11 protein-coding genes and 1 tRNA gene are annotated in these 11,314 nt (G+C 61.9%); 3 read left to right on the plus strand and 9 right to left on the minus strand.

Going from position 1 to position 11,314, the window contains the following annotated elements; genetic code table 11:
- The first annotated feature begins 98 nt into the window (after nucleotides 1–98).
- Nucleotides 99–1,283, plus strand: coding sequence for an acetyl-CoA C-acyltransferase family protein (locus tag VFW84_RS08435; RefSeq protein ID WP_329680010.1), 1,185 nt, complete (start codon nucleotides 99–101; stop codon nucleotides 1,281–1,283).
- 78 nt (nucleotides 1,284–1,361) lie between these two features.
- Nucleotides 1,362–2,027: a phage tail protein gene (locus tag VFW84_RS08440; protein ID WP_329680011.1), complete on the plus strand. Its 666-nt coding sequence runs from the start codon at nucleotides 1,362–1,364 to the stop codon at nucleotides 2,025–2,027.
- Between the two features lie 15 nt (nucleotides 2,028–2,042).
- Here the strand turns inward: VFW84_RS08440 and VFW84_RS08445 are convergent, their stop codons facing one another.
- From VFW84_RS08445 to petA, 9 genes are all read right to left on the minus strand, one after another.
- On the minus strand, nucleotides 2,043–3,377 hold the full coding sequence (locus tag VFW84_RS08445; protein ID WP_329680012.1) for a hypothetical protein: 1,335 nt from the start codon (nucleotides 3,375–3,377) through the stop codon (nucleotides 2,043–2,045).
- Nucleotides 3,378–3,512: 135 nt separating this feature from the next.
- Complete coding sequence (locus VFW84_RS08450) at nucleotides 3,513–4,331, minus strand: DUF6279 family lipoprotein (RefSeq protein ID WP_329680013.1); 819 nt, start codon at nucleotides 4,329–4,331, stop codon at nucleotides 3,513–3,515.
- Between the two features lie 192 nt (nucleotides 4,332–4,523).
- Nucleotides 4,524–6,320, minus strand: coding sequence for a tannase/feruloyl esterase family alpha/beta hydrolase (locus VFW84_RS08455; protein ID WP_329680014.1), 1,797 nt, complete (start codon nucleotides 6,318–6,320; stop codon nucleotides 4,524–4,526).
- A gap of 160 nt (nucleotides 6,321–6,480) precedes the next feature.
- Nucleotides 6,481–6,556, minus strand: a tRNA-Thr gene (locus tag VFW84_RS08460).
- Nucleotides 6,557–6,609: 53 nt separating this feature from the next.
- A complete protein-coding gene (locus tag VFW84_RS08465) occupies nucleotides 6,610–7,170 on the minus strand; it encodes a ClpXP protease specificity-enhancing factor (protein WP_329680015.1) in 561 nt (186 codons plus the stop codon).
- 17 nt (nucleotides 7,171–7,187) lie between these two features.
- Entirely contained in the window at nucleotides 7,188–7,802 is a 615-nt protein-coding gene (locus VFW84_RS08470) for a glutathione S-transferase N-terminal domain-containing protein (protein WP_329680016.1), read from the minus strand.
- Nucleotides 7,803–7,915: 113 nt separating this feature from the next.
- Complete coding sequence (locus VFW84_RS08475) at nucleotides 7,916–8,683, minus strand: cytochrome c1 (RefSeq protein ID WP_329680017.1); 768 nt, start codon at nucleotides 8,681–8,683, stop codon at nucleotides 7,916–7,918.
- Between the two features lie 19 nt (nucleotides 8,684–8,702).
- Nucleotides 8,703–10,106, minus strand: coding sequence for a cytochrome bc complex cytochrome b subunit (locus tag VFW84_RS08480; RefSeq protein ID WP_329680018.1), 1,404 nt, complete (start codon nucleotides 10,104–10,106; stop codon nucleotides 8,703–8,705).
- 14 nt (nucleotides 10,107–10,120) lie between these two features.
- Complete coding sequence (gene petA, locus VFW84_RS08485; protein WP_329680019.1) at nucleotides 10,121–10,720, minus strand: ubiquinol-cytochrome c reductase iron-sulfur subunit; 600 nt, start codon at nucleotides 10,718–10,720, stop codon at nucleotides 10,121–10,123.
- Between the two features lie 167 nt (nucleotides 10,721–10,887).
- Here petA and mscL point away from each other — a divergent pair, with 167 nt between their 5' ends.
- On the plus strand, nucleotides 10,888–11,310 hold the full coding sequence (gene mscL / locus VFW84_RS08490) for a large conductance mechanosensitive channel protein MscL (protein WP_329680020.1): 423 nt from the start codon (nucleotides 10,888–10,890) through the stop codon (nucleotides 11,308–11,310).
- Nucleotides 11,311–11,314: the final 4 nt, after the last annotated feature.

Raw genomic sequence — 11,314 nt, forward strand, 5'->3', positions numbered from 1 at the left:
GCTGCGACGCGTCATAATCTGACAATGATTCTCGCCAGATCATTGCCTGGTCTGGCCTCTTTCTTTGTCAAACACCACCACTTGTGAAGGATCAGACCATGACTCGTGAAGTCGTCTTCGTGGGCGCAGCCCGTACCGCCATCGGCTCTTTTGGTGGCGCGCTCAAGGATGTCCCGCCTGCTGACCTGGGCGCCCTGGTCATCAAGACGGCGCTGGAGCGTGCTGGCGTGGCCCCCAAGGACGTGGGCCACGTCGTGATGGGCAATGTGATCCCCTCCGTGCCGCAAGACGCCTACATCAGCCGCGTGGCGGCCCTGAACGCCGGTGTGCCGCAGGAGACCCCGGCCTTCAACGTGAACCGTCTGTGCGGCTCGGGCCTGCAGGCCATCGTCTCGGCTGCCCAGGCCATCCAGTTGGGTGACTGTGACGTCGCCATTGGCGCCGGTGCCGAATCCATGAGCCGTGGCGCCTATCTGGTCACCAGCAACCGCTGGGGTGCCCGCATGGGCGACGTCAAGATGCTGGACTTCATGCTGGGTGCTCTGCATGACCCGCGCATGAACATCCACATGGGCATCACCGCTGAAAACGTGGCCGCCCGCTACGACATCACCCGCGAGCAGCAGGACGCCTACGCCGTGCAATCGCAGCAGCGCGCTGCCAAGGCCGTGGCCGCCGGTCTCTTCAAGGAGCAGATCGTCCCCGTCGAGATCAAGACCCGCAAGGGCGTGGTGCTGTTCGACACCGACGAAGGCGTCAAGGCAGACACCACCGTGGACGCCCTGGCCAAGATGAAGCCGGCCTTCAAGAAGGAAGAGGGCACCGTCACCGCCGGCAACGCCTCGACCCTGAACGACGGCGCTGGCGCGGTGGTGATGGCCTCGGCCGAGAAGGCCAAGGCCCTGGGCCTCAAGCCCCTGGCCCGCCTGGTGTCCTACGGTCATGCCGGTGTCGAGCCCGAGTACATGGGCATCGGCCCCGTGCCCGCTTCACGCATCGCCCTGGAAAAGGCCGGCCTGAAGATCTCTGACATGGACCTGATCGAAGCCAACGAAGCCTTCGCAGCCCAGGCCTGTGCCGTGGCCAAGGAGCTCGGCATGGACAACGAGAAGGTCAACCCCAATGGTTCGGGCATCTCGCTGGGCCACCCTGTGGGCGCCACCGGCGCCATCCTGGTGACCAAGGCCATCTACGAACTGCAACGCACGGGGGGCCGCTATGCCCTGATCACGATGTGCATCGGCGGCGGCCAGGGCATTGCCATGATCATCGAGCGCGTCTGATCGTTCAGCCGAACTCGCAGCCCCACCAAAGAGACCCCGAGCAGGGGTCTCTTTTTTTACAACGAACAGGACATCGGCATGGAATCCTTCTCCATCTGGCATTGGCTGATCGCCACCAACACCGCCACCACCTTCGTCATCGGCGCCGCGGTGATGGGATGGCAACACGCCGTCAGCCTGACCCATCCGCTGACAGGACAGGTGAAACAGGGGTATGCCGGTTACTGCTGGACCTACCTCTTCCTTGGATGGCTGGTGCCCGTGTCCCGAGGAGAGGTCGCCAGAGGTTTGCTGCACTTTGTCCTGACGGTGCTCACGCTGGGCATCTTCCAGATCGTGATGCCTTGGCTGTACAACAAGCAGCACATGGCCCGCCTCATCGCATCAGGCTGGCAAGCGCCTGTCGCGGAGCCCCGTCTGACACCAGCATCCGCCTTGGACGAGGCACCGGAGACGGCGGGCAGCCATGCGGCCTCCTGCGCCTTTGACGCCCTGATTCTGGGACAGATTCAGCTGTTCGCCTTCGACTTCATGCCGCGCGGCTGGATGCCTTGCGACGGCACAGCCCTGGAGATCAGGGACCATCTCGCTCTCTACGCCCTCCTGGGCACGCGCTATGGCGGCGATGGCCAGACCCACTTCGCCCTGCCCGATCTGAAGGGCAAGGAACCCATCCCCGGGTCGGTGTACGGCATCTGCCTGGATGGGCTTTATCCTTCCAGAGCCGATGCCACACCCGCGTGAGATCCAGACCGCCCTTCAGTGCTCGTACGTCGGATCACCGATATTGACGAGCCCGAGATGGATCTCGCCCTCGGTCTCCATATCGACCGTGAACTCAATGCGACGCCGCTGCGATATGCGAATGGTGTGATAGCGGACCACCTCGTAGCACCCGAACACGTCGTTCATGGTGTCACGCAAGCGGCCCTGGACGCGCTGACCATCCAGCCTCTTGAAGAGGTCCACCTTGTCCTGCTCCGCCTTGCTCAGCGCATCCCGGGACTCCAGCGCCGCGTTGTCAATGCGGATGATGCGCTGAGCTGCCGGATCGGCTCTGCGCACAGGCATCCGCACAGGCTCCTCATCCTCCTCTTCGATGACACGGGATGCTTGTTCCTTCCGCGCCTGGCGCTGCTCCTGGCGCTCTTTTTCCTTCTGCTCCGCCTCGGCCTGGGACAGACGCTTCTTCATCCGGCAAAAGAGGTTCACCTGATCACACAGCGTTGAAAACGCCTGATCGGCCCAGTGCATGGCCGCCTCATTGGCCTGATCCTGCAGGCGTGCCTCCTCCTGAGTCAGCGCCTCATAGAGCTTGATCGAAACCTTGCAAGCCTTGATCAGATCGGACTGCGTCGGATAGAGCTTCGGAAATCGCTTGCGCCCCGGCGGCGGCACTTCTTCACACGCGCGCGTTCGGAATCTGGCCCACTGCTGGGGCAAGTCCTTGGCACGCTCATGGCGCTTGAGTTCCGCCTTGGCGGCCTCGATCACCTGGCCCAACTCGGGCACGTACATGCTCTTGCCAGACATGAAGCTCTCCAGTTCCCCACGCCTCTCGCTGGACAGGCCATCGAGCAGCTTGACCTTGCTGCCCAGATCCTGCATGACGGGCGCCATCTGCTCCACGAACTCGGCATCGCGGTCAAGGTCTGCATTGCCATGGCGCACCAGCCGCTCCAGCAGATCACGCAGATCCACATTGGCCACGGACAGAGCATCTGCCGCCCGCCCCTTGAACACCTGGTCCACCGCACTGGCGATGCTCTCGGCCTCCTTCCTGGCGTCCTTGCAGAGTTTGATCCGCGCATCCCTGGCGTCTTTCTTGGCCGGAACATTCGTGTCCGTCAGCGCCCGCATCTGCTGCGTCAGAACACCATGCCGCTGCTGCAGGGCCTCCCAGTCATTCGGGAAATCCGGAATCGCCTCGAAGGCCTCCAGGGCGAGCCGATACGCATCTTCGAGTTCCTGGCTCTCTGGCGAAGGAATCTCAAGCCCCACCCTGGACGTCGCCACATTGGCGACCTCCTTCCAGGTCCAACTGCGCAGCAACACACGCGCCAAGGGGCTGCCCTCGACCTTTTTTGTCTGCACAGCCTCGTCCTTGCCATGGCCCATGGTGACCCCCTGTGATCTGTGATGGATGTAGGCGTGTCAAACGCCGCCACCAATGTAGCGGGTTTGGGCCGCGATGTCAGGGGCCCCATCACACGAGCGCGGACGCCTCCGTCAACTGGCCGCGCCGGAGAGCGTCAGCAGATCCGACTGCCAGCGCCGGAACCGCTCGCTGGCATGTCGGCGTTGCGCCTCGGTGCTTCGGTTGTGGACGGACGCAGCCATCTGACAGCCCGCGGCGATCCAGCGCGCCATGTCGGCCTGGCGCACAGGATCCGTGGGCGCCACCATGTCCATCAGCAAGGCCCGAATCTGCGGCTCGGCCTGATGGGCACTGACATGTTGCGCCCGGAACTGCCGCAACATGGCCAGCAGCCGGTGCTGAAAATACAACTGCTGCTGATGGATCACCCGGGCATCGAAGGGCAGACGGGCGATGTCGTCTGACAGCCGCTGGCGCTGCGTGCCGTCCAGATCGTCATAGAACATCTCGATCCAGCGGAGCGCAAACTTGTCAGCCGCTTCACGCCGCTCCTGGGGATCCTCCGGCAGGTAGTCATCCACGAAATCTTCGTTGAGGGACACGAAGTGGTCCCGCAGATGATCGATCTGATCACCGCTCAAGGACACCGCCACGCGAGCAAACTGCATCGAGGCGCGATCGATGGCCGCGCGAGCCCAGCTTTCCATCTCCTCACGACGTCGGCATGCCAGCTCGGGCGTGATGTCCCCCAGCGCATCCTGGCGGGCCTGCATCAGAAAGCGCGCCATCAGCGGCAACTGGGACGACCGGTTCCAGGCAAACCACCCCCGTGTCGCCGATCGAAGCACATCCTGCTGCGCATCGTCGAGGTTCATGGCCGAGTTCATGCGCCAATAGACGTAATTGGGCGCCTGGTTGTAGACCACCTGCACCACGCTGCAGGCGGACACCAGAGCCAGCAGAGACAGGCCAACGATCCGCCTACAAGCCCCCGTATGCAGGAAAATCCGGACGGTTTTCAGGAAACGACCACATGCCATGATGAGTGTCCTTGATGCTGCGCCTTCTGACTCAACGCCCCAGCAGCGCAGACGGTGGACCGGGGGCGGGTACACCCCCATCGTCTCACTTCTCTGACCTGCTCAGGGCTCGCACCGAAAGTTTCGGGCAGGGATGTAGTTGGTGAACGGTGCCCCTGGCCCGATGTATCTGGCCACGCGGGGATACTCGCACAACGGCCGCGTCCGGTCTCGACTCCACACCAGCGCAGGCGGCAGATCCAGATTCGCAGGATTGAGATAGCCGATCACCACCCGTTGGTCCAGGGGCTGGTCACTGGGTGCCACCCCGGACTCGCTCCAGCGCTCCAGTTCCGAGAACAGATCGAAGATGTCGGTGGCAGGGCCACCACCGCAATGGTTCATGCCAGGCACGACGTACAGGCGTGCATACTGACGATGCGCCGGGTCAAACGCCATGAGCCGGTTGAACCAGCTTGTCGTGTCGTTGAGTGAAACAGCCGGATCGGCTGATCCGATGTAGGTGATGATCTTGCCGCCCTTGTCGCGGAAAGCCCGGAGGTCTTCGGGCGAAGGGACATTGAGCTCCTCGTACGGCTTGCCGAACGTCTGGCCCGCTGCACTCCAGCCCACCGCATTCATGGTCTGCTCAACAGCCGACGAACTGAGGTCATAGTTCTGCAAGTAGGCCCAAGAACCTGTGGCTGTCCCGCCGTAATCAGGATCGGGGTGGCTGGTCGCGACCTGGGCGAGCACACCCGTGCCGATGACCGTCGCGATCGAATGACCAAAACCGATGTCTGATGCGATGCGCCACGAGCGCCAACTGGTGATGCTGGCCGAGCCTCCGGATTCCATGCCGGGATCCCAGGGCCAACTGGCGTACAGCGATGCCCCGGTATCACGGGTCCGGGGGCCCATCATCACGTTGCGAAGTGCGGTGACCTTGCTCGGTGCCAGGCATGGACTGCTCACCGTGGGCGAACATGCCAGATTGGCAGGAAAGCCCTGCCGCCCCAACTCGCTCTGACAGGCGGCCACATCGGCCACCATGCCATCCCCTGCGCCATCCAATCGATCACAGATGGCCCGGATCTTGTTGGCCACCGCATTCATGTCGCTGCGGCTGAGCACATCGCCAGGCTTGTTGTTCGTGCCCGCCACCAGATCATTGAACTTCTGCGCATCCCAGGCGGCCTGCATGGCCTGCCTTGCAAAATTGATCGCGGGGGCACCGGCCAGTACACCATCGAACTTGTCGTGATATCGCTTGGCCGCCATCACGGCCTGGCGCCCACCGTTGGAACACCCGACAAAGTAGGACCTGGCCGGTCCCATGCCATAGTAGCGAGCGATGATGTCCTTGGCCCCATCGGTCATGGACGCGATGGCGGTATAAGCAAAGTCCAAGCGCTGGATCGCATCGTTACCGAACGCGGTGTAGGCGTCGTAGAGTCCACTGCCACCTGAAAACGCGGCATCCCACAGGTTGATGGATACCGCGTGCCCGCTGTCCATCGACACCACGGCATAGCGCCGCGCCAGCGCTGTGTCACCGGTGTTTTTCTGGATCAAAGTGCCAACAGCCGAATTGACGGCACCATCGGTGCCGCCACCCCCTTGAAATACAAACTTCCCGTTCCAGTCATCGGGCAGGCTCATCTCGAAGTGAATCACGCTGGCCCCACCGGGGCGCGCCACGGTCAGCACGCCGCTGACAGAACAGTACGGCACCGACACAGGCTGGCTGGCAGGAACGGGTGTCTTGCCATCGAACATTCTGTTTTCACTGCTTGTGAACACCACCCCGGGTACCGCCACTTCCGGCGCACGCCCCTGCTCGCCCATGAAGGCTGCCACGCAGCCACTGGTGACCGAGCCCGCAGCCCAGGCAGGCCCTACCAGAGTCGCCAATGCCACAGCCCATGCACAGCGACGGGATACATGCCACCACGGATCATCAAGCCACGAACTCAACATCTCGCCTCCTTTTGGGTACACATACCAAGATCTTCCATCTCAGAAACGACTAAGCCCCGTGGCGCTAGCATTTGCTAACGCCACAGGGCTTGTGAAAACTTGGTGCCGGCTGTCGGATTCGAACTGACGACCTACCGCTTACAAGGCGGTTGCTCTACCAACTGAGCTAAGCCGGCTGCATCATGCTGACGCCGCGCGATTGTACGCTACGGCGTCGATCATCCAGGCATCACTTGATGCGTCGCAACGACGGACGACCACCCGAAGGGGTCGTGGTGGGGGGCTCTGGATCCGACGGCTCGTCCGCTGCCGCCACGTCGGCGGTCTCGGCCTCACTGCCATCTCCGTGATCGGGCTCGGCCACTGGCGCGCTGGCCAGCCGAATGCCACCGGTCTTGCGGGATTCGGAGGCGCCCCCTTCGTCATTGGACGAGGTCGCGCTCTCTTCTTCCGGCGTCGGCACGGGAAACGCCATGCCTTGCCCATTTTCACGGGCATAGATGGCGATCACGTGGTCGATGGGCACCAGGATGTCCCGCGCCACGCCACCGAAGCGTGCCTTGAACTCGATGTACTCATTGCCCAGTTGCAACTGGCTGGTCGCATCGAAGCTCACATTGAGCACGATCTCGTTGTTCTTGACGTACTCGCGCGGGACCTGCACGGTCTTGTCGACGTACACCGCCAGATAAGGCGTGAAACCGTTGTCGGTGCACCAGTCGTGCAATGCCCGGATCAGGTACGGACGGGTGGATGTGCCTTGAACATCGGAATCGGTCGGCGTGGTCATGGAGCCCCGTGTCTTGTTTACTTGCGCATCACCTTCTCGGAGGGCGTCAGCGCCTCGATGTAGGCCGGACGCGAGAAGATGCGCTCAGCATACTTCAGCAATGGCAGTGCGTTCTTCGAGAGATCAATGCCGTAGTAATCCAGGCGCCACAGCAGCGGAGCAATGGCCACGTCGAGCATCGAGAAATCGTCGCCCAGCATGTACTTGTTCTTCAGGAAGATCGGTGCCAACTGCGTGAGGCGATCGCGGATCTGCGAGCGAGCCTTTTCGAGCTGCTTGTCATTGCCCTTGAGACCGCCACGGCCTTCGAGCAGGTTGACATGCGCGAACAGCTCCTTCTCGAAGTTGAGCAGAAACAGGCGCACACGGGCACGGGCCACCGGATCGCCAGGCATCAGTTGAGGATGCGGGAAGCGCTCGTCGATGTACTCGTTGATGATGTGCGATTCGTACAGGATCAGATCGCGCTCGACGAGGATGGGCACCTCGTTGTAGGGGTTCATCAGCGCGATGTCTTCAGGCTTGGCGAAGACGTCGACGTCACGGATCTCGAAGTCCATGCCCTTTTCAAACAGCACGAAACGGCAACGGTGCGAGTAGGGGCAGGTCGTACCAGAGTAAAGCACCATCATGGCGGCAGGATCCTCAATCAGAAACAGGCAAAAGCCAAAAACAACGAAGCGCAGTGGCGCCCACCAAGGGGCGTTCACTGCGCCAGAGGCCTTCTATCGAAGGCGCCCTGTCATCACTTCACATCTTTCCAGAACGCGGCGTTCAGGCGCCAGGCAATGAACAGGAAGCCCAGCAGGAAGATGATCACGCCCACACCCAGACGCTGACGTTGCTGAGCCTGGGGCTCGGCCATCCACGTCATGTAGGCCACCAGGTCGGCGATGTTGCTGTCGAACTCCTGGGGCGACATGGTGCCCGGGGTCAGTTGTTCGAAGCCATCGAAGGCATGGATCTTCTTGGCCGGGTCATGCGGATCAGCCTTCTCGACGAACTTGGCGGCACGCTCACCCTGGAGCTCCCACAGCACGTGGGGCATGCCCACGTTGGGGAAGACCAGGTTGTTCCAGCCCGTCGGACGGGTGTTGTCGACGTAGAAGGTGCGCAGGTACGTGTACAGATAGTCCGGGCCCGAGCCTGAACCGCTGGCACGCGAGCGGGCCACCAGGGTCAGATCAGGCGGCGTGGCGCCGAACCATTCCTTGGCACTGCGGGCATTGAGCGACACCTTCATGGTCTCGCCCACCTTGTCGGTCGCAAACAGCATATTCTGCTTGATCTGCTCATCGGTCAGACCGATGTCCTTGAGGCGGTTGTAGCGAACAAACGCAGCCTCGTGGCAGTTCAGGCAGTAATTGACGAAGATCTTGGCGCCGTTTTGCAAGGCAGCCAGATCGGTCAGACGCTCGGTGGGGAACCTGTCCAGAGCAGGACCACCGGTGTTGGCGTGAGCGCCAGACACCAGAGCCAGGACCGTCACCAGGGAAGCAAAGAGTTTTTTCATGTCGTTGTACTCCTGCCGATCAGTGGGGCTTGAAGGTCACGCGATCAGGCACTTGCTTGAAGGTACCCAACTGGCTCCACCAGGGCATCAGCACGAAGAAGCCAAAGTACAGCAGCGTGCCAACCTGGGAGACGATCTCACCCGTGGGCGATGGCGCCTGCACACCCAGATAACCCAGGATGCAGAAGTTGATCACGAACACGCCATAGACCAGCTTGTGCCAGCCCGGACGGTAGCGGATCGACTTGACCGGGCTCTTGTCGAACCAGGGCAGGCCCGCCAGGATCACCACGGCACCGCCCATCACGGCCACACCCCAGAACTTGGCTTCGAAGACCTTCAGAGCACCGATCACGACGGCGGCGATGACCAGACCGATCATCTTGCTCTTGCCGGTACCAGCACCCTTGATCAGGTTCAGCACGGCACCCAGCCCGATCAGAACGGCCAGCACGTTGACCATCAGGTCGGTCGTGGCACGCAGCATCGAGTAGAAGGGCGTGAAGTACCAGACCGGCGCAATGTGCGGAGGCGTCTTGAACGGGTCGGCCGGGATGAAGTTGTTGTACTCCAGGAAGTAGCCACCGAACTCAGGCATGAAGAAGATCACGGCCGTGAAGACGATCAGGAAACCCGCCACGCCCATGATGTCGTGCACCGAGTAGTAGGGATGGAAGGGCACACCGTCCAGAGGATGGCCATTGGCATCCTTGGGGCCTTGCTTGATCTCGACCCCATCGGGGTTGTTCGAGCCCACTTCGTGCAGGGCGATGATGTGCGCCACGACCAGACCCAGCAACACCAGCGGCACGGCGATGACGTGCAGCGAGAAGAAGCGGTTCAGGGTGGCGTCGCCCACCACGAAGTCACCACGGATCAGGATGGCCAGATCCGGGCCGACGAAGGGCACTGCGGCAAACAGGTTGATGATCACCTGGGCGCCCCAGTAGGACATCTGGCCCCAGGGCAGCAGATAACCCATGAAGGCTTCGGCCATCAGGCACAGGAAGATCAGGCAACCGAAGATCCAGACCAGCTCTCGCGGGGTGCGATAGGAGCCGTAGATCAGGCCGCGATACATGTGCAGGTACACCACCACAAAGAAGGCCGAGGCCCCGGTGGAGTGCATGTAGCGGATCAACCAGCCCCAGGGCACATCACGCATGATGTACTCGACGGAGGCAAAGGCCTGCGCCGCATCGGGCTTGTAGTTCATGACCAGGAAGATGCCGGTCACGATCTGGATCACCAGCACCAGCAGCGCCAGCGAGCCGAAGAAATACCAGAAATTGAAGTTCTTGGGCGCGTAGTACTCGGAGAGATGCTCCTTGTACAGTTTGGACGCCGGAAACCGGTTGTCCACCCAGGTCAGGAGCTTCTCGCCGGCGCTGGCGCCAGCGGGTGCGGTCTTGAATTCAGCCATGTCAGTCTCCTGCCTCAGGCCTTCTTGTCTTCACCGATCAGCAGCTTGGTGTCTGACAGGTACATATGGGGTGGCACTTCAAGGTTGTCCGGTGCAGGCTTGTTCTTGAAGACGCGGCCAGCCAGGTCGAAGGTCGAGCCATGGCAGGGGCACAGGAAGCCGCCTTGCCAGTCGTCGGGCAGCGAAGGCTGGGGGCCTGCCTGGAACTTGGACGTCGGCGAGCAGCCCAGGTGGGTACAGATGCCCACGGCCACCAGCACTTCGGGCTTGATCGAGCGTGCCGTGTTGCGGGCGTACTCGGGCGTCAGCTCGTCGGCCTTGCGCTCGGAATTGGGGTCTGCCAGCTGGGCGTCCAGCTTGGGCAGGGCTGCGACCTGTTCGGGCGTGCGGCGGATGATCCACACCGGCTTGCCGCGCCACTCCACCGTCATCATCTCGCCCGGTTTGAGCGCGCTGATATCAGCTTCAACCGCAGCGCCAGCGGCGCGTGCACGTTCGGAGGGTTGGAAGGTCGAGACGAAGGGTACGACGGTGGCCACACCGCCGACGCCGCCGGCGGCGCAGGCCATGGTCACCCACGTCCGACGGCTTTGATCCACTGGCTGATTGCTCATGGGTTCCTCAAGGACGATGACATAGAGATCGGGTCAACCCGGTATTCTAGCGGACGCCGCAAGGGTTTCTGAATGCATCCGTGAATGATTGTGGCTGGCCGCGACTTGGCCCTGGTTTGTGTCAAAGTGCACAACAGTTCAACTCACCACTTTTTTGGAGCTGCCTTATGGGTTTCATGACCGAATTCAAGGAATTTGCTGTCAAGGGCAATGTGATGGACCTCGCCGTGGGCGTGATCATTGGTGGCGCTTTCGGCAAGATCGTGGACTCGGTGGTCAATGACCTCATCATGCCCCTGGTGGGCAAGGTGGTCGGCGGGCTGGACTTCACGAACTACTACATCGCCCTGTCGGGTCAGGCCGCCGGCCTGACACTGGCCGACGCCAAGAAGGCCGGCGCCGTGTTCGCTTACGGCAACTTCCTGACCGTGGCCCTGAACTTCGTCATCCTGGCATTCATCATCTTCCTGATGATCAAGCAGATCAACAAACTCAAGAGCGAAGCCCCTGCCCCCGCACCGGCGGCCCCGGCGCCCACCCCCGAGGACATCGTGTTGCTTCGTGAGATTCGTGACAGTTTGAAAAAGTAACGCA

The organism is Aquabacterium sp. (assembly GCF_036279655.1).
In the GTDB taxonomy this organism is placed as follows: Bacteria; Pseudomonadota; Gammaproteobacteria; order Burkholderiales; family Burkholderiaceae_C; genus Aquabacterium.

What these genes read in the sequence shown, in the direction of transcription:
- VFW84_RS08435 (WP_329680010.1), top strand. Translation starts at nt 99, where the DNA reads ATGACTCGTGAAGTCGTCTTCGTGGGCGCAGCCCGTACCGCCATCGGC.
- VFW84_RS08440 (WP_329680011.1), top strand. Translation starts at nt 1,362, where the DNA reads ATGGAATCCTTCTCCATCTGGCATTGGCTGATCGCCACCAACACCGCC.
- VFW84_RS08465 (WP_329680015.1), bottom strand. Translation starts at nt 7,170, where the DNA reads ATGACCACGCCGACCGATTCCGATGTTCAAGGCACATCCACCCGTCCG.
- VFW84_RS08470 (WP_329680016.1), bottom strand. Translation starts at nt 7,802, where the DNA reads ATGATGGTGCTTTACTCTGGTACGACCTGCCCCTACTCGCACCGTTGC.
- VFW84_RS08475 (WP_329680017.1), bottom strand. Translation starts at nt 8,683, where the DNA reads ATGAAAAAACTCTTTGCTTCCCTGGTGACGGTCCTGGCTCTGGTGTCT.
- VFW84_RS08480 (WP_329680018.1), bottom strand. Translation starts at nt 10,106, where the DNA reads ATGGCTGAATTCAAGACCGCACCCGCTGGCGCCAGCGCCGGCGAGAAG.
- petA (WP_329680019.1), bottom strand. Translation starts at nt 10,720, where the DNA reads ATGAGCAATCAGCCAGTGGATCAAAGCCGTCGGACGTGGGTGACCATG.
- mscL (WP_329680020.1), top strand. Translation starts at nt 10,888, where the DNA reads ATGGGTTTCATGACCGAATTCAAGGAATTTGCTGTCAAGGGCAATGTG.